Source organism: Streptosporangium sp. NPDC002544, assembly GCF_040295965.1.
Classification (GTDB): Bacteria; Actinomycetota; Actinomycetes; order Streptosporangiales; family Streptosporangiaceae; genus Streptosporangium.
Map to the genome: position 1 here is coordinate 24,677 of NZ_JBEOWJ010000022.1, position 20,019 is coordinate 44,695.

Sequence of the window (20,019 nt, forward strand, 5' to 3'; positions counted from 1 at the left end):
GTCACTGCCTCAACGGACATCACGAACAGCACTCTCACAGGCCGGAAAACTCGATGAGGCCCCCGAGTTCTCGACGACCGTTCTCGACGCGCTCAGGCAGCCGCTCGAATCGGGCCGGGTGACGGTCTCCAGGGCGCTGGGGGCGGTGACCTTTCCCGCCAGGTTCGCGCTGGTGCTGGCGGCCAACAGGTGCCCGTGCGCGCGGCCCGCCACCCCCAAGGATCCGTGCGTGTGCGCTCCCGCCGCCCGCCGCCGCTATCTCGCCAGGCTCTCCGGCCCGCTGCTCGACCGGGTGGACGTCAAGGTCAGCCTCTTCAGGTCGACCCGGCGCGAACTCCTCGCCGACCGCCGCTTCATCGAGCCCAGCAGGGTGGTGGCGGAGCGGGTGCTGCTCGCCCGTGAGCGCGCCGCCAAGCGGTTCGCGAACACGCCGTGGCGCTGCAACGCGGAGATGCCCGCCCGCGCCCTCCATGCCGAATACCGGCCGCCGCCCGCGGCGATGTCACCGCTGCTCCGGCATCTCGACAGCGGCCTGCTGAGCGCCCGGGGTCTTGACCGGATCATCAAACTGGCCTGGACCCTGGCCGATCTCGCCGGCAAGGACCGGCCGGAGCCGCACGAGACCAACTCCGCCCTCGGGCTGTGGCTGGGGGAGGAACGTTGAACGACAGGCTCGCGCGGCTCACCCTGACGCGCCTGGCAGAGCCGGGTGACACCGCGATGGGCGCGCTCGTCGCCCTACGCGGTCCACAGGCCGCCGTCGCCCTGGTCCGGGAGGGCGCCGCGGACGCGGATTTCACCCGATGGTTCGCCGACACCCACGGTCGCCCGGCTGGAGGCCCCGGTCCCCGCGACGGGGGCTCCGGTCCGTACGGCGGGAATCTGTACGACAGGGGCCCGGACCGGCGTGGGGGAGGGGCCGGCGCGTCCGATGGTGCCTCAGCCGGCGCCTCAGGGGCGGGCGGTGGCAGGAGGGCCGGGTGGGACGGGCGGCTCGCGGGCAGGTTCGACCGGATGGTCGCGTCCTGGGCGGCCCGGCTGAAGACGGCCGACCCCGAGCGTGATCTGGCCGAGGGCGAGCGGATAGGCGCCAGGCTGGTGATTCCCGGCGACGCCGAGTGGCCGAGCCAGCTGGATGACCTGGGAGACTCCCGGCCCCATGCGCTCTGGCTGCACGGCGACGCCGACCTGCGATTCTCCTGCCTCAGGTCCGTCGCGGTCGTCGGTTCCCGGGCCGCCACGCCATACGGCACGCACGTGGCGGCGGAGCTCGGGGCGGGGCTGAGCGAGAGGGGATGGGGGGTCGTCTCCGGCGGCGCCTACGGCATCGACGGTGCCGCCCATCGCGGTGCGCTCGCCGGCGAGGCACCGACGGTCGTCGTGCTCGCCTGTGGCGCCGACGTCGCCTATCCCAGCGCGCACCAGCAGCTGTTCGCGGCCGTTCGGGCGCAGGGGGTGCTGGTCAGCGAATGTCCCATGGGCGCGCACCCGACCCGGCCGAGGTTTCTGGTCAGGAACCGTCTCATCGCGGCCCTGTCACGGAGCACCGTGGTCGTCGAGGCCGCCGTGCGCAGCGGGGCGCTCAACACCGCCGGGCACGCGGTCGCGCTCAACCGGCAGCTGGCCGCGGTGCCGGGCCCGGTGACCTCGGATGCTTCGGCGGGGTGCCATCGGCTGATCCGCCAGGGCAAAGCCATCTGCGTCACCGGTGCCGAGGAGGTGATCGAGCTCGCCGGAACGATGGGCACCGACCTGGCCCCAGAGACGCGCGGGCCGGTGCTCCCCCGTGACCGGCTCGACCCGGAGAGCAGGAAGGTCGTCGAGGCCATGCCCACCCGGATCGGCATGGGTCCGGCGACGATAGCCGTCGCCGCGGGCGTCGACCTGGAGACCGTGCTCTCCTGCCTCGGCGGCCTGGCCGCCGCGGGCTACGTCGAGCGTGTCTCTCAGGGCTGGCGTCTCCGCGCCGATCGCCCTTTCGGCGGATAGCCTTTTCCCCGGGCAGGGAGGGCGGGAGGCCTGCCCGGGGAAAAGGCCGCCTCGGCATCCGTCAGGGACGAGCACCGGCGTGCCCATCGGCGATCACCGCTGCGCGGGACGGCCGGCGAGATCCCGGCCGGGCCACAGTGGGAGCAGGCGGACCTGGCCGTGACCGAGGAGGAGCAGGGGGTCGAGATAGGCGCGGTCGCGGAGCAGCCCCCAGTGCAGGCAGGCGGTGGGGCAGTGCCCGGGGACGTCCTGGAGGACGCCGATCACCTCGCCGGTGGCCACCGCCCGCCCGCGTCCCACCGAGGGCTGGACGGGCAGGTAGGTCGTCCGCAGGCCGCCGGAGTGGAGCACGGTCACCACTCCACGGTCCGCGAGCGGGCCCGCGTAGCCGACCGTTCCGGCTCCCGCGGCACGCACCTCGGCTCCGGGCGACGCGGCGAGGTCGGTGCCCCTGTGGCCGGCCAGCCACGGCTGCGCCGGTGGCGCGAACCCCCTGAGCACCCGTGGTCGCCCGGCGAGCGGCCATCCCCAGAGTGGAGAGGGGGCGGGCGCCTCGCCCGGACGCGTCGCCCCCGCCATGCCGAGCGTGGCCTCGCGGCCGGTTGCTCCGCCGGTTTCTCCGCCGGGGGATGCGAGGGGGGTCGCGTGGTGGGCGCCGGCTGCCGGAGTGGCCAGGATCAGCGAGCAGAGCACGGCTCGCAGTCCGATGGCGGAGAAGGGGCTCATGCCTGTGAGCATGCGGACCAGTGGTGCGTCGGGTATGGGCCGAACTGGATTCTGTGGATAGGCGGCCGAGGATGTGGAGGGATCGCGTGGCCGAAGAACGTATTCGCGAGCTGGCGGCCGAGGTGGGGGTCGAGCTGCCGCCGGTACGGGTGACCGGGGATGATCCGGTGCTGCCTTCCGTCTTCCGGGTGGGCGCCGCCGCCGCCGTCGCCGTCGGAGCCGCCACCGCGGCGGCCGCGGCGCTCGGGGGAGGCGGACGTGAGGCGGCGGTGGACGTACGGGAGGCGGCAGCGGCCTTCAGGGACGAGCGTCACTTCAGGATCGACGGAGTCGCCGGGGAGCTGTGGGCCCCCCTCTCGGGTGACTACCGCGCCGCCGACGGCTGGGTCCGGTTGCACGGTAACTTCGACCACCACCGGGACGCGGCTCTCGCGGCGCTGGGGCTTCCCCCGGCCGCGGGCAGGGACGCCGTCGTGCGCGCCTGCGCCGGCCGGGCCGCCGTCGAGGTCGAGGAGTCGGTGACGGCCGCGGGAGGATGCGCCGCGGCCATGCGCAGCCGTGCCGAATGGGGCGAGCACCCCCAGGCCCGCCAGGTCGCCAGGTCGCCGCTCGTCGGCCTGACCCGGTTCGGAGACTCCGGCGGTGGGCGGACCCGTGCCCCGAGGAGGGGAGAAGGGCGGCCGCTGGACGGGGTTCGGGTGCTCGACCTGACCAGGGTGATCGCGGGGCCGGTGGCGACACGCACGCTGGCGGCCCACGGCGCCCAGGTGCTCAGGGTGGGCGCCGGGCACCTTCCCGAGGTGCCGGGGCTGGTGATCGGCACCGCGTTCGGCAAGCGGTCCTGTCACCTCGACCTGAGGACGACGGCCGGGAGCGCCGCGCTGCGCGACCTGGTGGCCGGGGCGGACGTGCTCGTGCAGTCCTACCGGCCGGGGGCTCTCCAATCGCTGGGGTTCGGCCCCGGGGAACTGGCGGCGATCAGGCCGGGGATCGTCTGCGTGGACGTCTCGGCGTACGGGGGACGTGGGCCGTGGGCGCTCCGGCGCGGGTTCGACAGCCTGGTGCAGATGGCGTGCGGCATCGCGCACGAGGGCGGTGACGGATCGCGGCCGCATCCGCTTCCCGCCCAGGTCCTCGACCACGCCACCGGCTACCTGGCCGCTTTCGGGGCGATGGCCGCCCTGCTCCGCCGGTCCGCCGAGGGAGGCTCCTGGAGGGTTGAGCTCTCCCTGGCGGGGACCGCGCGATGGCTGGACGGCCTCGGCCGGATCGACGGCGCGGCCACCCCGGAGCCGGACGTCACCGATCTGATCGAGGAGATGGACAGCGCCTTCGGCCGCCTGACCTATCTCCGGCCCCCCGGCACCGTCGGTGGCGTCTCGCCGTACTGGTCGAGCCCGCCTCCGGAGAACGGCGAGCACCCGCCCGCCTGGTGGTGAGGTGGCCGCGCGGGGCATCGCGATCACCGTGTCGAAGTGCCGGCGGAGTGGCGGAGCGGAGAGAGGCCGATCCAGGCGAGCGTGGTCAGCACCCCGGCCGCGGAGATCCACAGCACCGGGCGAAGTCCCAGCAGTTCGCCGAGCAGGCCGCCGGTCAGGCTGCCGAGGGTGACGACGCCCTGGACCACGAAGGACGTGGTGGCGTTGACCCGGCCGCGCAGCTCGGCTGGGGCCTCGCGCAGGGTGATGGCGCCCATGCAGACGGCGAAGGCCACGACGGCCATGCCGGAGGTCATCGCGCTGGCGGACATGAGCAGGAAGCTGCGCCACACCGGGCCGTCGGCGAGCGCCGTGACCGCGTAGTCGACCGGGAAGAGCAGGGTGGCGCAGACCAGCATCCGGTTCTCACCGAACCGTCTGGTCAGGCGCGGCACCACGGCGGCACCGAGCAGGCCGCCGATGCCGAAACAGGCGGTGATCGCGCCGACCAGGCCCCCGGGCAGGTCGAGCACGTTGAGCGCGTAGATCACGAACAGCGCCATGTACACGCCGCCGAAGAAGTTGATCGTCGCCCCACTGCCGCAGAGCGCGCGGAGCGCCGGGTGCCGGGCCACGGTGTCCAGGCCCTCACGGATCTCGGCCCAGATGCCGCGCGGGGGAGCGGGGGTGTGGGTCTCCGGCGTGTTGATCCCCCGGATCAGGAACGCCGAGAGCAGGAAGGACGCCGCGTTGACCAGGATCGCGAACGGCGCGGTGATCAGCTGGACGAGCAGCCCGGCGAGGCCGGGGCCGCCGACGCTCGCCACGGCGAAGGCCGACTGGAAACCCGCGAGCGCCTCGGTCCGCTGGCTCTCGTGGACCACGGTGGCCAGGTGCGGGAAGTTGACCGTCCTGAAGATCACTGAGCAGGTGCCGACCACGAAGGCCACCGTGATCAGCCATGGCACGGTCAGCAGCCCGATGATCCAGGCCGCCGGGATGGTGGCCATGGTGGCGGCCGAGATCAGGTCGCAGGCGATCATGACCGGCCGGTGCCGCCTCAGCCGGTCGGCGAGGGCACCCGCCTGGAGCCCGATCAGCAGGTAGGGCAGCGAGGTCGCGGCGGTGAGCATGCCCATCTGGACGGGGGAGGCGCCGAGCAGGACGGCGGCGGTCAGCGGCACCGCCAGCCGGGAGACCTCGGCGCCGGTCTCGGTGACGGCACGGGCGGAGAGCAGGAGCCGGTAGTCGCGCTGCCTCCTGAGCGGCACCGGCTGGAACACGGAGGTCACGTCGTCCTCCGGAAACTGCGAAGGGAATGCTTCATAATTGTGAAGGTAGTCCTTCATAGTTATGAAGGCAATGTTTCATATTTGGAATGGGTACGGTCTGCACATGACCGAGGTACGGAAGCACAGGTCCCTCACCGATCCCACGGCGATGCGCGCGCTGGCCCACCCCGCGCGGCTCGCGATCCTCAACCGGCTCCACGCCGAGGGGCCCTGCACCGCGACCGAGGTCGCCGAGGTCGTCGGGGTCACGCCGAGCGCGGCCAGCTACCACCTGCGCATGCTCGCCAAGTACGGCTTCGTCGAGGACGCGCCCGCGCGCGGCGACGGCAGGGAGCGGCTGTGGCGCTCCAGTTCCGTGGGCCTGAGCGTCACTCCCGATCCGGAGGACGGCCCGGACGTGCGCAGCGCCAAGGAGTTCCTGATCAAGGCCCTACGGGACCAGGCGGCGGACGAGGTGACCCGGGCCATGGAGAACATGGAGCGGGAGTCCCGGGAGTGGCGCGGGGCCGCGGTGTTCAACCGCGCCGTCCTGCTGGTCGACGCCGATGAGCTGAAGCGGCTGAACGAGCGGATCGATGAGCTGCTCGCCCCCTACAAGACCACCGTCAGAGACCGGGCGGACGCTCCGTCCGGGGCCCGGATCGCCGAGGCGCAGATCAACCTCTTTCCCCGGGTCCGACGCCGGCCACACGGCCTCCCCCGTGACGCGTAAGGGGCGCTTGACGACCGAAGGTCAGGGAGAGGCCCGGTTACGGGTACAATTTTTGGTGGCCCATTCGTCATGGGCCGACTTCGCATGCCCCGTCAAGAGCCAAGATCCCTCGGTCCGGGTGAGAGCCCGGCTGGATCCGGTTCGGGGCATCAGGGCGACAGCCGCAGGTTGTCGCGGCCAACCGAGAACAGCGCCCAGAGATGGGCGCCCCGATCTGGAGGACAATCAATGTCCACCCCCGTCGTCACCATGCGACAGCTGCTCGAAAGCGGCGTGCACTTCGGCCACCAGACCCGTCGCTGGAACCCGAAGATGAAGCGCTTCATCTTCACCGAGCGTAACGGCATCTACATCATCGACCTGCAGAAGTCGCTGGCCTTCATCGACAGGGCCTACGACTTCGTCAAGGAGACCGTCGCGCACGGCGGCACGATCATGTTCATCGGCACGAAGAAGCAGGCCCAGGAGGCCATCGCCGAGCAGGCCGCCCGCGTCGGCATGCCGTACGTCAACCAGCGCTGGCTGGGTGGCATGCTCACCAACTTCTCCACCGTGCACAAGAGGCTCCAGCGCCTGAAGGAGCTGGAGGAGCTCGACTTCGACAACGTGGCCGCCTCGGGGCTCACGAAGAAGGAGCTCCTCATGCGCCGTCGTGAGAAGGAGAAGCTCGAGCGCACCCTCGGCGGCATCCGGGACATGTCCCGGATTCCCAGCGCCGTGTGGGTCGTCGACACCAAGAAGGAGCACATCGGGATCAGCGAGGCTCGCAAGCTTCACATCCCGGTCGTGGCCATCCTCGACACCAACTGTGACCCCGACGAGGTCGACTACCCGATCCCGGGTAACGACGACGCCATCCGCGCCGTCGGCCTGCTGACCCGCGTCGTCGCCGACGCCGTCGCCGCCGGTCTGATGGCCCGCGCCGGTGCGGGCCGTGGTGGCGACGACAAGCCGGCCGTCGCCGGTGGCGCCGAGCCGCTGGCCGAGTGGGAGCAGGAGCTGCTGGCCGGTGGCGCCGAGAGCGCCCCGGCCGCCGAGGCCGAGGCCGAGGTCGTGGAGGCCCCTGCCGAGACCGAGGCCGCGGAGGCTTCCGCCGAGACCGCCGAGGCCGAGACCGACGAGAAGCAGGCCTAGGTCATCTCCGTACGGCCTGGCCGTACGACCCGCAAGACCCTTCCGGGTGGGTGCCGCTCAGTCGGGGGCACCCACCCGATCCACGACGATTCCCACGAGGAAAAGACAATGGCTTCCGTGAACATGGCCGACGTCAAGCGGCTTCGTGAGCTGACCGCCGCCGGCATGATGGACTGCAAGAAGGCTCTTGAGGAGTCCGAGGGCGACTTCGACCGCGCGGTCGAGCTCCTCCGTCTCAAGGGTGCCAAGGACGTCGGCAAGCGTGAGGCGCGCACCGCCTCCAACGGCCTGGTCGCCCTGGAGCAGGACAGCGACTCCGCCGCCGCGCTGCTGGAGCTCAACTGCGAGACCGACTTCGTCGCCAAGGGCGAGCGTTTCCAGGAGCTCGCGGCCCAGGTGGTCAAGCACGTCCTGGCTTCCAGGCCGACCGACGTGCCCTCGCTGCTCGAGTCCGAGCTCGACGGCAAGAGCGTCAAGACGCACCTCGACGAGGCCAACGCCGCGCTCGGCGAGAAGATCGAGATCCGCCGGTTCGCCGTGCTCGAGGGCGGTTTCATCGGCTCCTACATGCACAAGACCGACCCCCAGCTTCCCCCGGCGGTCGGCGTGCTCGTGCAGCTCGACACCCCGAACGCCGGTGTCGCCAAGGACATCGCGCAGCACGCCGCCGCGATGGCCCCGAAGTACCTCAGCCCCGCCGAGGTCCCGGCCGACGTCATCGAGAAGGAGCGCGCGCTCTTCGAGGAGATGACCCGCGAGGAGGGCAAGCCCGAGGCAGCCATCGGCAAGATCGTCGATGGTCGCATCAACGGCTGGTACAAGGACTTCACCCTTCTTGAGCAGTCCTTCGTCAAGGACAACAAGAAGTCCGTCGCGAAGTTCGCGGACGAGAATGGTGTCAAGGTCCAGGCCTTCGTCCGCTTCAAGGTTGGCCAGGCCTAATTCCAGACACCCGCTCTTTACGCAGAGCACCAAACGAGGAGGCCGCCGCCGTGCAGGAGAATCCAGGACCCGCCACGTCGGCGGTTTCTTCGTACTCGGATCCGCTTCGCTGGAAGCGGGTGATGTTGAAGCTGTCCGGCGAGGCGTTCGCCGGTGGCGAGCCGCTGGGCATCGACCCGGCGGTCGTGGGTCACCTCGCGGACTCGATCGCCGAGGCCGTCCGAGGTGGCGTCCAGGTCTCGGTGGTCGTGGGCGGCGGCAACATGTTCCGGGGTGCCGCCCTCTCCGAGCGCGGCATGGACCGGGCGAGGGCCGACTACATGGGCATGCTCGGTACGGTCATCAACTGCCTGGCCCTCCAGGACTTCCTGGAGAAGCGGGGTGTCGACACCCGCGTCCAGACGGCCATCACCATGCAGCAGGTCGCCGAGCCGTTCCTGCCCCGCCGTGCCATCCGTCACCTGGAGAAGGGCCGAGTGGTCATCTTCGGGGCGGGGCTCGGCTCGCCGTTCTTCTCCACCGACACCTGCGCCGCGCAGCGAGCGCTGGAGATCGGTGCCGAGGCTCTGCTCAAGGGCACCCAGGTGGACGGCGTCTACGACGCCGACCCTCGTAAGAACCCCGATGCCGTCCGGTTCGACCACCTCGAATATGGTGAGGTGCTGACCCGCGGACTGGGGGTCATGGACGCCACCGCCATCAGTCTGTGCATGGACAACAACCTTCCCATCGTGGTCTTCGACCTCATGGGTGAGGGCAACATCCTGCGGGCCGTGCGCGGTGAGAAGATCGGCACGCTGGTAAGTCCGGCACGTTAGGGAACGAGCCCGACGTAGCGAGCGGAGTGGTGCGTGAGGTAGGTGCGTGCCGCGAAGTGAGTGAGGAGTGGTGAGTGACCAGGAGACAGGGAGCGAGCCCGACGTAGCGAGCGGAGTGGTGCGTGAGGTAGGTGCGTGCCGCGAAGTGAGTGAGGAGTGGTGAGTGACCAGGAGACAGGGAGCGAGCCCGACGTAGCGAGCGGAGTGGTGCGTGAGGTAGGTGCGTGCCGCGAAGTGAGCGAGGATGGTGAGTGACCGAGAAGACAGGGAGCCGCTGTGATCGACGATACTCTCCTCGAAGCCGAGGAAAAGATGGACAAGGCCGTGTCGGTGGCGAAGGAAGACTTCGCAGGCATCCGCACCGGTCGGGTCACCCCGTCGATGTTCAACAAGATCAGCGCTGAGTACTACGGGACGCCCACCCCCATTCAGCAGCTTGCCTCGTTCCACGTGCCCGAGGCGCGCATGGTCATCATCCAGCCTTTTGACAAGAGCTCGATGGCCGCGATCGAGAAGGCGATCCGCAACTCGGACCTCGGTGTGAACCCTGGTAACGACGGAGCGGTGATTCGGGTGGCCTTCCCCGAGCTGTCGGAGGAGCGCCGCAAGGAGTACATCAAGGTCGCCAGGAACAAGGCGGAGCACTCCAAGGTCTCCATCCGTAACATTCGTCGTAATGCCAAGGAGATCCTGGACAAGCTGGTCAAGGATGGCGAGGCCGGTGAGGATGAGGTACGCCGGGCGGAGAAGGAGCTTGACGACCTCACCCAGAAGCATGTCGCCAAGATTGACGAGCTGCTCAAGCACAAGGAATCTGAGCTGCTTGAGGTTTGATCCATGATCCTTGTCCCGCGCGGGGGCTCCGTGCGGGACAAGGATTTTGTGTATGTATGAAAGTAGGACCCCCTGTGGAACCCGTGGCGGGCAGTAGCCGTACCGGCCGGAATCTCCCCGCTGCGGTGGCGGTAGGTCTCGCCCTGGCGGCGGTCACCATAGCCTCCCTCTACTTCGTAAAGGTGCTCTTCCTCGTCGTGGTGATCGCGGCGGTGGGCGTCGGAGTGACGGAGCTGGTCAGGTCGTTCGAGGCCAGAGACATCAGGATCCCGCTGATCCCGGTTCTGGCCGGCATGGCCGCCATGCTGACCGGCGCCTACTGGGGCGGGCCCGCCTGGCTGGTCGGCGTCTTCGCGATGACCGTGCTGGTGTTGATGATCTGGCGGATGTTCCTGGGCACCGAGAACTACGTCCGCGACATCACCGCGACCATCCTGGTCGTTGTCTATCCCTCCCTGCTCGCGGGGTTCGTGGCGCTGCTTCTCGCCCACCCGACCAAGGGCGCGGACCTGGTGCTCGTCTTCATCGCCACCACGGTCGCGAGCGACATCGGTGGATATTTCGCTGGGATATCCCTTGGCAGGCACAAGATGTCCCCGACGATCAGTCCGAAGAAGACCTGGGAGGGCTTCGCCGGGTCGGCACTGGCCTGCATGGCCGTGGGCGGCTGGCTGGTGGCGTGGCTGCTGAAGGACGACATCTGGAAGGGTGTCCTCATCGGCGCGGTCGTGGTGGTCTTCGCCACCCTCGGTGACCTGGTCGAGTCGGTGATCAAGCGCGACCTCGGCGTCAAGGACATGAGCAGCGTGCTCCCCGGCCACGGTGGCATGATGGACCGCCTCGACTCCCTCGTCGTGGCGCTGATTCCGGTCTGGGTGCTGTTCACCCTGCTGCTGTGAAGAGGCTCATCTCGTCCCGGTGAGCCTGGTCGCCGACAGGCGCGGAAGTACCGCCCGGTAGCCCTCGGCCGAGACCAGGTTCAGCTCGTCCGGCGTGATCGGGATGAGCCAGAGCCACTGGACGGAGTCCCCGCCGAAGGAGAAGCCCGACAGGTCGGGCAGCCCCGGCAGCCCGGTCAGCATCATGATCCCGCCGTAGGCGGAGCCGAGCGGGAAGGTCTCCGGCCGGTGGTACCACCTGGCGGTGTGGCCGTGGCCCAGCCAGGTGACCGAGTGCCAGGGGTACTGTCCCAGCCACAGGAAGAGCCGGGCCGCGTCACGGGCGTCGCCGGGGGAGGCGACGGCGAGCTCCACCCGGGCGTAGGCGTCGGGCCGGTCGATGTACTGCTCGACGGTGGGCATCCGCTGGCAGCTCATCCCGACGGTGGACAGGATCGTGTACTCCCTGCCCCGCTCCGGCGGTCGCTCGGTGATGCCCACCGTGGGCATCCGCTCGCCCCCGGCGTCCCAGAACCGGCCCGCGGTGCCGACCCCGCGGTCCAGATGGCCCATCACGAACTGCTGGAACGACGCCCAGGCGCCGTCGCCGCCTCGCCATTCCCAGTAGGCGCGGGCCTTGGCGATCCGGGAGGCCAGGCCGTCATGGGCCTCCTCCAGCGACCAGGCGAGCGGGGACTCGCCCAGCGCGTCGCGGCAGTAGCCGGGCATTCCCCGGTGCATGTCCGCCCAGCCGGGAATGACCGCGAGCAGCTCTTCGTTCTCGTACAGGGCGACGCCGTCGCCCTCCTCGAACCACAGCGCCCGCAGCGTGCCCAGGGGGCCTCTGCCGTCAGGGTGCCGGGTGTTCGCCCTGGGGGCGGTCGGCGGGAGTGCGGAGTCCAGGCGGTCCTGGTCGAGCCCCTCGGGAGCGGGGCCGTGATTGGCCAGCCAGACGGCTCCGTGCACTTCCCCCTGCGACCCGCACAGGTAAGCTACCGAGGAAGTCTCGTCGCGTTCGACCACCAGGGTGCGGCTCCCGTAGGGATTGACGTCGGTGAGCACGACCTCGACGCCGTCTCCCCGCTCTCCTGTGGGGCGGTTTGTCGCCATACCTCCGGACTCTAGATTACGGTCGGGCACCGCTTCGAGTATTCGCGTAACCGTCGAGAGAAGGCATTGGACGTGTCGACTGCCAGCCCGTCCGGGACCCCCGTACCCGGCCAGCTCACCTTTGTGGCGCCGCGCCGGGCCAAGCCCGCCCGTCACCTGGCCGACCTGACCATGGCTGAGCGCCGGGCGGCGGTCGCCGAGCTGGGCGAGAAGCCGTTCCGTGCCGACCAGCTCTCCCGGCACTACTTCGAGAAGCTCAACGGCGACCCCGCGCTGATGACGGATCTTCCGGCCGCCGCCAGGGAGAAGTTCGCCGCCGCGTTCTTCCCCAGCCTGCTGACCTCCGTCCGGGAGATGACCACCGACGCCGGCACCACCCGTAAGACGCTGTGGCGGCTCTTCGACGGCGCGCTGGTCGAGTCGGTCCTGATGCGCTACAGCGACCGCACGACCATGTGCGTGTCCTCGCAGGCGGGCTGTGGCATGAACTGCCCGTTCTGCGCCACCGGACAGGCGGGCCTGACCCGCAACATGACCACCGCCGAGATCGTCGAGCAGGTCGTCGCCGGAGCGCGGGCGCTGGCCGCCGGTGAGGTTCCCGGCGGTCCCGGGCGGGTCAGCAACGTGGTCTTCATGGGCATGGGCGAGCCGCTGGCCAACTACAAGGCCGTGGTCGGCGCCGTCCGCCGCATGGTCGAGCCCGCGCCCGACGGCCTGGGCATCTCCGCCCGGGGCATCACCGTCTCCACGGTCGGCCTGGTTCCGGCGATCGGCAAGCTCGCCGGGGAGGGGCTGCCGGTGACGCTGGCGCTCTCGCTGCACGCTCCCGACGACGAGCTCCGCGACACCCTGGTGCCGATCAACACCCGGTGGAAGGTCGCCGAGGTCCTCGACGCGGCCTGGGACTACGCGGCCAGGACCAAGCGCCGGGTCTCCATCGAGTACGCGCTGATCAAGGACATCAACGACCAGGAGTGGCGGGCCGACCTGCTCGGCAAGCTGATCAAGAACAAGCTCGTGCACGTCAACCTGATCCCGCTCAACCCGACCCCGGGTTCCAAGTGGACCGCCTCCCGGCCCCAGGACGAGCGGGCCTTCGTCCGGCGCCTGGAGTTCCACGGTGTGCCGGTGACGGTCCGCGACACCCGCGGCCGCGAGATCGACGGCGCCTGCGGCCAGCTCGCCGCCGCCGAGTAACCCCCCTTTTCCTTACGGCTGCGCCCCCGAGGCGCCGACCGCCGCCCGGCGCACTCCCGCCGGGCGGCGCTCCTCTCCCGTCCGCGCTCCCCGCCGCATCGTCGTCCGGCGCGGCGCGGCTCGTTCGGACCTGGTGACGGCCATGTCGATCCGGTCAGCGCATCGCCGTGCGGCCCGGCCTGACCCGGATGGATCCCCACCCCGCCCGGCATGTCCACGCTCGATGTCACGTCACGCATGCGGTCACGGCCTATCCGGACCAAGCGTCGAGAAAAGCATGCCGCCAAACGCCACGAGTCGAAGCTCGGTAGTCGTTCAGGGGTTCAGGCGGCGGAGGCGCACGTAGAGGGCGAGGCTCGCGGCGGTCCAGAAGAGGGTGGCGGCGGAGATAGGGAGGAGGACCGTGTCGAGCAGGCCGTCGTTGGCGGCGCGCATCCAGGGCATGATCGGCACCGAGAGGCGGCCCACGGGAGTCAGGCTGATCAGCAGCAGGGCCAGGTAGCCGCCGAAGAGGGCGAGCATCGAGACCGCGGGGGAGGCCAGGATCGGCCGGCTGGTCAGCGCGCCCAGCGCGGTCCCGGCGCTCACGCCGAGCACGTGCAGCGTGATACCGCTTGCCAGGTCGGCGGGTGCGGGCATGGCGGCGAAGCCGTGGATCAGCGGGAGCCCGATCGCGATCGTCGCCATGCCGAGGTTGACCGTCAGCGCGGCGAGCAGCCCGGCCCCGATCTCGCGGCCCGGCCGTCCGGCCGCCGTCATGGAGATCAGCCGTTGCGTCGGGGGCTCGGTGTCGAGCAGTCCCCGTGCGGCCCAGGCGAAGACGAGGATCAGCAGTCCGGCCGAGTCGGCGTAGGCGGACAGCTCCTTGCCGGGCGGGGTCAGCGTGGAGTAGAAGATGGCCAGCATCATCAGGAGCCCGATCATCGGCTGGAACAGCCGGTGCGATCGGGCGTAGGCGGAGAGCTTGAAACGCGCGAGATGGATCATGATGACCGCCTGGTGAGGTAGCCGTCGGCGCGGAGCTTCTGTTCCACCTCGTCGGCGTCGCCGACGTCCACGATCACCTCGATGACCACCTGCCGGGACGATCCTTCCGAGGCCTTCCGGGGAACCAGGGGAAGCGGTCGCGGTTCTTCGTAGGTGTCTCGGGGGGAGAGAACGGGCGGGGAGGGGGCGTGGGTGCCGACGGTGACGTTGCCGTCCGCGACGAGCCAGTGCTCGGCGCCGGGGAAGTCCTGGAGTTGCTTCTGGTGGTCGCTGACCACGACCGTCCCGCCGCGTGCGGCGATCTCTTCGATGATCACGGGAAGTTCGGTGCGGGTCTGCTCGTCGAGCCCGGCGAAGGGCTCGTCCAGGATCAGCAGGTCCGGCGGGGCCAGCAGCGACTGGATGAGTCCGATCTTCTGCGCGCTGCCCTTGGACAGGTCGCCGAGCGGCTGGTCCAGCAGGTGGGTCGCGTTCAGCCGTCCCGCCAGGTCCCCGGCGGCGGAGGTGGAGGAGATGCCCCGGATCCTGGACATGTGGGTCAGGTAGGCGGCGACGGTGAACGGCTGGTCCACCGGGAACACGTCGGGGGCGTAGCCGACGACGTCGGGCCGGTCGGTGATCGAGCCCCGGGACGGGGGGACGAACCCCGCCATCAGCCGCAGCAGCGTCGACTTTCCTGCGCCGTTGCGGCCGGTGACCTCGATGACGGAGCCGGGACGGAGCGTGAGCTCGACATCCCGCAGGATCCAGGGGCTGCGCCGTGAGTATCGGAAGGACAGCATGGAGAGCCGCATAAGCCGCAACCATACCGCGATCATCCGCCGGACCCGGTTGATGGAGCGGGTGGCGCCCGGGTCAACGGTGATCCACTGCGGGTCTGCGTAGGCGCTGCCTCAGCGGGTGGTCGCGTTGCCGTCCACCGCGTTCGCCCCGACGTGCGCGCTGCCGCTCTCCACGCTGGAGGTCGTGACTGGCCTGCGTCCGCGTCCTCCGTGGCGGCTGTCGTGAAGCCTCCTGCCGCGCCGAGCTGCTGGATGGCGGAGACCCCAAAAGATTCCCGCGAGCCGGCGAAAGTGGCAGTAGGTCGTGGGTGTTACGTGCGATTCACGCACGATGATCTCGATACATCGGATGTATTTATTTGCGGCACCCGGTGGTTTCTGGCCGAGGTGGCCAAAGTATGGCCTGGTCGGCGACTTGCTGTGAGTATCTGGCCAGCTTTTCCCATCCAAGGGGGATATTTCACGTCTTGACGTATCTAGACATCCGATGTTAACTACGGCTGACAGGTCCGATCTACCAACTGTGAAGCAAGGTTCCACTTTGTGATGGCAGTCGTCCTGGTGACGGATCTGCACCTACGGGGAAGTCAAGGAGCCGCCGTCGGTCGCCGATTGCCGGCGGCGGCTCACTGACTCCCGGAGTGCTCCCCTGCAGCACGTCACCCGCTCACCGGAACGTCCCGCCCAAGCGACCCGCTCTCACCCGGCGGAGGCGCCGGCACGTAGGTGGGTGAGTCGCGCGCTTGGTCAAGGCGGGGCGGCGTGGCCGCCGTCCCCGGTGGCGATTAAGGAAGATCATGTCGAGAAAACCAGTACGCCTCTTACTCGTGTGGTTCCTCGTGACATGCCTGGCCTCGGTCGGCATGGCCGCGCCGGCGTGGGCGGCACCGGGTGACACGGCCTTCGACCAGACGGCCGGGGTTCTGAAGGTCGACTACGGGTCGTACCTGTCGAAGCACGACATCGTCTACAACCGCCCCAACACCAACCCGATCCAGGGCCTGACCGTCGGCAACGGCCGCACCGGGGCCATGGCCTGGAACCAGAACGGGCTGACGATGCAGGTGTCGGGGGTGGACCTGTCGCCGCAGTCGACCTACGCGGCGGGCCTGGCGAACCTCAGCACCAGCCCGGCCATGGACACCGGGTACACGACCTTCCAGCAGCGACTGTCGCTGTACGACGGGACGCTGACCACCAAGTACGACTCCAACCGGACCGTGACCGTGATGGGGTCACCGAACTCCGAGGTCATGGGCATCCACGTCGAGGACACCCGGGGCGGCATATCCAACGTGGCGTTCGACCTCAGCATGTGGGACCCGGCCACCGTCCAGAACATCGCGGACGTGCCCGACCTGAACACCTGGCGGACGATCTCCACCTTCTCCGACGCCGGGGTGGCCGGATTCAGCAGAGGCCAGACCGACGCAGGCGGCTTCGGCTACACCATGGCCGCCACCGTCGAGGGCGCGAACTTCACCACCCAGGTCGTGGACGGCAGGAGGGTACGGCTGAACATCACACCCACCTCCAGCTACACGATCTGGTTCACCGCCGCCAGCCGGATCAACGCCCCCAACCGAGACTCGGTCGCCCAGGCCCGCAGCCAGCTCACCTCGGTCAAGAACACCGGCTACGCCAACACGTTCAACAACTACCGCAACTGGTGGCACGCGTTCTGGGCCAAGTCGTTCGTCCAGTACTCCAACTCCTCCCGCGACGCGGACTACATGGAGAACGTCTACTACCTCAGCACGTACATGATCGCCGCGGGCGGCTACGGCGACTACCCGCTGCACTTCATCAACGGGGTCTTCCGCGCCACGCAGGACAACTCCAAGTGGAGCAACGCCTACTGGTACTGGAACCAGCGAGACGTCTACAACTCCTTCCTGGCCTCCAACCACACCGACCTGATGAACACCTTCAACCGGCTCTACAGCCGTAATTACAACGCGCTGAAGTCGTACACGACGACGAGGTACGGGATCGACGCCCTGTGGGTGCCCGAGACCATGGGCTGGGACGGCAACGCGCGCGGCACGATCAACAGCGACTACACCAAGAACATCCTGACGACCGGCTACCAGGCCGCCCACAACATGTACCTGCAGTACCGCTACACCAACGACGCGAACTACCTGCGGGACGTGGCGTACCCGTACATGCGGGAGACCGCGAAGCTCTACAAGGGCCTGCTGTCCTTCGACGGGCCGACCGGCAAGTACTACATGGCCAACTCCAACTCCCACGAGACGTACTGGAACGTCCGCAACGCGATCACCGACCTGGCCGCGGTGCGCAGTATCTTCCCGCTGACGATCCAGGTCAGCCAGCAGCTCGGTCTCGACAGCGGCCTGCGTGCCGACTGGCAGAACATCCTGAACAACCTGACCGCCTACTCCGTGGTCAACGGTGCCTACCAGCCGCACCAGCCGCCGATCTCACAGACGAGGAACAACGAGAACGTCGCCTCCGAGCTGATCTGGCCGTACAACATCACCGGCATCGGCTACCCCGACTACCAGACCGCGGTGAACACCTGGAACCAGCGGCCGTTCCCCTACGGCAACGTCTGGTCCAACGACGCGGTCCAGGCGGCCCGTCTCGGTCTCGGTGACCAGGCCTACCAGGGCATGAAGACGATGCTGCAGAAGTACCAGAACCACCCCAACGGCATGACCACCAACACCAACGGCGTCTTCGAGTATCTCGGCGTGCACCTGTCGGCGCTGAACGAGTCGCTCATGCAGAGCTACAACGACAAGATCAGGGTGTTCCCGGCGGTGCCGGGCGACTCCTCCTTCGTCGGCAAGTTCACTCTCCTGGCCAAGGACGGCTTCCAGGTCAGCTCCGAGCGCGAGGCCGGGGAGATCAAGTACGTCGGGCTCAGGAGCCTGCACGGCAAGCAGGCCACGGTGGTCAACCCCTGGGGCACCCAGCAGATCCGGGTGCGCCGCGCCTCCGACAACGCCGTCCTGACCACCGTCTCCGCCGGCGAGGTCTCCTTCGCCACCGCCGCCAACACCGTGTACGTCGTGGAGCGGACCGCCAAGCCACTGAGCGGTTACGCCTCGACGATGCTGACCGGATCAGCCAACCAGGGCGTCAAGGCGCTGAGCGGCACCGCCTCCACCCTGGGTCTCCCGGGGGGTACGACCGGCACCAGGACGATCAGCCTGCGTTCCAAGGCCAACGGTCTCTACGTCACCGCCTCCAGCGGCTCGCCGCTGATCGCGAACGGGACGTCCAACGGGACGGCGCAGCAGTTCGACCGCGTCGATCTGGGCAACGGCAACGTGGCTCTCCGGGCGAAGATCAACAATCAGTTCGTGGCCGCCGAGGGCGCCGGAGCTCAGGCGCTGATCGCCAACCGCCCCTCCGCCGGGCCTTGGGAGACCTTCCAGCTCAGCACCAACCCGGACGGCTCGGTCAGCCTCAAGGCTCAGGTCAACGGCAAGTTCGTGTGCGCCGAGGGCGGCGGAGCCCAGGCGCTGATCGCCAACCGCGACGCGGTCGGTCCCTGGGAGCAGTTCGACCTGATAAATAACTAAATCAGCTGATTTTGCGGAAACCGAGTTCGGTGGGCTCGGTTTTCGTCATTCCCGCCGGTTACCCGATCTGTCGGGCTCGGCTGCCGTCGTCCTCGCGGGGTTATCCGACCTCGCCGGGTGCCGAGGCCGTTTCCGCGGGGCTCGGCACCCGCCGGAACGCCCGGATCCGCGCCCGCTCCTGACGTCTCGCTTTTGTCCGGTGACTCCCTTCAGAATGGATGCATCGGGTAAAGGGCCAATCGGGGAGATGCGAAAGGATGCGGGGTTGAACCGCTTTCCACGGGTTCTCGGGGTGCGTACGGGATATGACCCTGATCAGGTGGATCTGCTGGTCCGCCGAATCGAGGGCACCCTCGGCAGGGGCGCCCCGGAGGGGGAGCCGATCACCGCGGACGAGATCCGCGAGGCCCGTTTCCGCACGAAGCTCGGCGGCTACCACGAGATCGCCGTCGACTTCGCGCTGGAGGCCTTCATCGTGGCGATCGAGACCCGGCCCACCGGGGCGGACGGGCGTCCGATCGTTCCCGCGCGCCGGCAACCCGTGCCCTGGCCGACCGCGCCCCAGGAACAGGAGTGGGCACAGCGCGCTGAACCGCCGCTCCGGGATCCGGGGGCCGCCGAGCGGGAACCGGCGGCGGTCACCCGGCATCCGGGAGCGGCCGAGCGGGAACCGGCGGCCGTCGTCCGGGCCGTGTGGGAGCCGGTGGCCGGCGGGCTGCCGGAACCGCTCGGCGCCGATGAGATCGAGGAGCACGCCGTCCGGGTCGAGCGGGCCGCCTTCAGACCCGGACGGCTCGGCATGGGCTACAACGAGGACCAGGTCGACACCTTCCTCGACCGGATCGTGGCCACCCTGCGCGGCACCACCGACCAGCCCCTCACCCCCGATGACGTGCGCGGAGCGAGGTTCGCCACGGTGCTGCTGAGGCCGGGCTACGCGGTCGGCGAGGTCGACGAGTTCCTCGCCGACCTGGCGGACGTCCTTGAGGCCCACCTCGGCCGTTGAGGTGTCAGCGGGTGCCCCAGGAGTAGGTCTGCTTGTGAAGCTTGAGGTAGACGAAGGTCTCGGTGGCGCGGACCGTGGGGATGGCCCGGATCTTGCCGAGGATCTCCAGGAGGTGCTGGTCGCTCTCGCAGACGACCTCGACCATGATGTCGAGCGACCCGGCGGTCAGCACCACGTAGTCGATCTCTTTTATGGCCGACAGTTCGTTGGCCACGATCTCCAGGTCGCCCTCGCACTTGATGCCGATCATGGCCTGGCGGGAGAAACCCAGGGTCAACGGGTCGGTCACCGCGACGATCTGCATGACCCCCGCGTCGATCAGGCGCTGGACCCGCTGGCGTACCGCGGCCTCGGACAACCCCACGGCCTTGCCGATGGCGGCATAGGGCTTGCGCCCGTCCGCCTGCAGCTGTTCGATGATCTGCTTGGAGATCTCGTCGAGGACGACGGGGCCTGACCTGGCGTCGTTGTCACGGCGTACCTTGGGCGGCGTCGTCATCCGCGCTCCCTGGCGTCATATTGCGGGGCTGTTTCCGGCGTGTTGCGGCTCCGATGCGACATGCTGTCAGTTTCGGGCCATCTGTCAAGCGATTTCGTAGCAATTTGGTATCTTAACAACGAAATCCCTTGTCGTACG

The 20,019-nt window shown here is 69.1% G+C and carries 18 protein-coding genes; 12 read left to right on the forward strand and 6 right to left on the reverse strand.

The window, feature by feature from the left end:
* Positions 1–4: 4 nt before the first annotated feature.
* Both ABT061_RS29485 and dprA read left to right on the forward strand, forming a co-directional pair.
* On the forward strand, positions 5–664 hold the full coding sequence (locus tag ABT061_RS29485) for an ATP-binding protein (RefSeq protein ID WP_350924287.1): 660 nt from the start codon (positions 5–7) through the stop codon (positions 662–664).
* The gene (gene dprA, locus ABT061_RS29490; RefSeq protein WP_350924025.1) at positions 661–1,989 is read left to right on the forward strand and encodes a DNA-processing protein DprA; all 1,329 of its coding nucleotides are present in this window, start codon (positions 661–663) and stop codon (positions 1,987–1,989) included. Before ABT061_RS29485 ends, dprA begins: the two co-directional genes overlap by 4 nt.
* Before the next feature lie 93 nt (positions 1,990–2,082).
* On the opposite strand, the gene ABT061_RS29495 is transcribed toward dprA, so the two are convergent.
* Positions 2,083–2,715: a murein hydrolase activator EnvC family protein gene (locus ABT061_RS29495; protein ID WP_350924027.1), complete on the reverse strand. Its 633-nt coding sequence runs from the start codon at positions 2,713–2,715 to the stop codon at positions 2,083–2,085.
* Positions 2,716–2,801: 86 nt separating this feature from the next.
* Between ABT061_RS29495 and ABT061_RS29500 the strand changes: the two genes are divergently transcribed.
* Positions 2,802–4,154, forward strand: a complete 1,353-nt coding sequence (locus ABT061_RS29500; RefSeq protein ID WP_350924029.1) for a CoA transferase — start codon at positions 2,802–2,804, stop codon at positions 4,152–4,154.
* Between the two features lie 23 nt (positions 4,155–4,177).
* On the opposite strand, the gene ABT061_RS29505 is transcribed toward ABT061_RS29500, so the two are convergent.
* On the reverse strand, positions 4,178–5,425 hold the full coding sequence (locus tag ABT061_RS29505; RefSeq protein WP_350924031.1) for an MFS transporter: 1,248 nt from the start codon (positions 5,423–5,425) through the stop codon (positions 4,178–4,180).
* 103 nt (positions 5,426–5,528) lie between these two features.
* Here ABT061_RS29505 and ABT061_RS29510 point away from each other — a divergent pair, with 103 nt between their 5' ends.
* The 6 genes from ABT061_RS29510 to ABT061_RS29535 all read left to right on the forward strand — a co-directional run bounded on the left by ABT061_RS29510 (position 5,529) and on the right by ABT061_RS29535 (position 10,764).
* Positions 5,529–6,137 carry an ArsR/SmtB family transcription factor gene (locus tag ABT061_RS29510; RefSeq protein WP_350924033.1) on the forward strand — a complete coding sequence of 203 codons (609 nt, stop codon included), beginning with the start codon at positions 5,529–5,531 and terminating at the stop codon, positions 6,135–6,137.
* Between the two features lie 228 nt (positions 6,138–6,365).
* On the forward strand, positions 6,366–7,271 hold the full coding sequence (gene rpsB, locus ABT061_RS29515) for a 30S ribosomal protein S2 (RefSeq protein WP_350924035.1): 906 nt from the start codon (positions 6,366–6,368) through the stop codon (positions 7,269–7,271).
* A 108-nt stretch (positions 7,272–7,379) separates the two neighbouring features.
* Positions 7,380–8,213 carry a translation elongation factor Ts gene (gene tsf, locus ABT061_RS29520; RefSeq protein WP_350924037.1) on the forward strand — a complete coding sequence of 278 codons (834 nt, stop codon included), beginning with the start codon at positions 7,380–7,382 and terminating at the stop codon, positions 8,211–8,213.
* Positions 8,214–8,335: 122 nt separating this feature from the next.
* A complete protein-coding gene (gene pyrH / locus ABT061_RS29525) occupies positions 8,336–9,031 on the forward strand; it encodes a UMP kinase (protein ID WP_350924039.1) in 696 nt (231 codons plus the stop codon).
* A gap of 276 nt (positions 9,032–9,307) precedes the next feature.
* On the forward strand, positions 9,308–9,865 hold the full coding sequence (gene frr, locus ABT061_RS29530; RefSeq protein ID WP_343971771.1) for a ribosome recycling factor: 558 nt from the start codon (positions 9,308–9,310) through the stop codon (positions 9,863–9,865).
* A 74-nt stretch (positions 9,866–9,939) separates the two neighbouring features.
* Entirely contained in the window at positions 9,940–10,764 is an 825-nt protein-coding gene (locus ABT061_RS29535) for a phosphatidate cytidylyltransferase (protein WP_350924041.1), read from the forward strand.
* Between the two features lie 6 nt (positions 10,765–10,770).
* Here the strand turns inward: ABT061_RS29535 and ABT061_RS29540 are convergent, their stop codons facing one another.
* On the reverse strand, positions 10,771–11,853 hold the full coding sequence (locus ABT061_RS29540; RefSeq protein WP_350924043.1) for a suppressor of fused domain protein: 1,083 nt from the start codon (positions 11,851–11,853) through the stop codon (positions 10,771–10,773).
* Between the two features lie 72 nt (positions 11,854–11,925).
* Here ABT061_RS29540 and rlmN point away from each other — a divergent pair, with 72 nt between their 5' ends.
* Positions 11,926–13,050, forward strand: coding sequence for a dual-specificity RNA methyltransferase RlmN (gene rlmN, locus ABT061_RS29545; protein ID WP_350924045.1), 1,125 nt, complete (start codon positions 11,926–11,928; stop codon positions 13,048–13,050).
* 315 nt (positions 13,051–13,365) lie between these two features.
* On the opposite strand, the gene ABT061_RS29550 is transcribed toward rlmN, so the two are convergent.
* Positions 13,366–14,037 (reverse strand): hypothetical protein, encoded by a 672-nt coding sequence (locus ABT061_RS29550; protein ID WP_350924048.1) that lies wholly within the window; start codon positions 14,035–14,037, stop codon positions 13,366–13,368.
* Positions 14,034–14,819, reverse strand: coding sequence for an ATP-binding cassette domain-containing protein (locus tag ABT061_RS29555; protein ID WP_350924050.1), 786 nt, complete (start codon positions 14,817–14,819; stop codon positions 14,034–14,036). Before ABT061_RS29555 ends, ABT061_RS29550 begins: the two co-directional genes overlap by 4 nt.
* 797 nt (positions 14,820–15,616) lie before the next feature.
* Here ABT061_RS29555 and ABT061_RS29560 point away from each other — a divergent pair.
* Complete coding sequence (locus tag ABT061_RS29560; protein ID WP_350924052.1) at positions 15,617–18,376, forward strand: glycosyl hydrolase family 95 catalytic domain-containing protein; 2,760 nt, start codon at positions 15,617–15,619, stop codon at positions 18,374–18,376.
* A gap of 319 nt (positions 18,377–18,695) precedes the next feature.
* Complete coding sequence (locus ABT061_RS29565; RefSeq protein ID WP_350924054.1) at positions 18,696–19,382, forward strand: DivIVA domain-containing protein; 687 nt, start codon at positions 18,696–18,698, stop codon at positions 19,380–19,382.
* Between the two features lie 4 nt (positions 19,383–19,386).
* Here the strand turns inward: ABT061_RS29565 and ABT061_RS29570 are convergent, their stop codons facing one another.
* A complete protein-coding gene (locus tag ABT061_RS29570) occupies positions 19,387–19,881 on the reverse strand; it encodes an Lrp/AsnC family transcriptional regulator (protein WP_030906137.1) in 495 nt (164 codons plus the stop codon).
* Between the last annotated feature and the right edge of the window lie 138 nt (positions 19,882–20,019).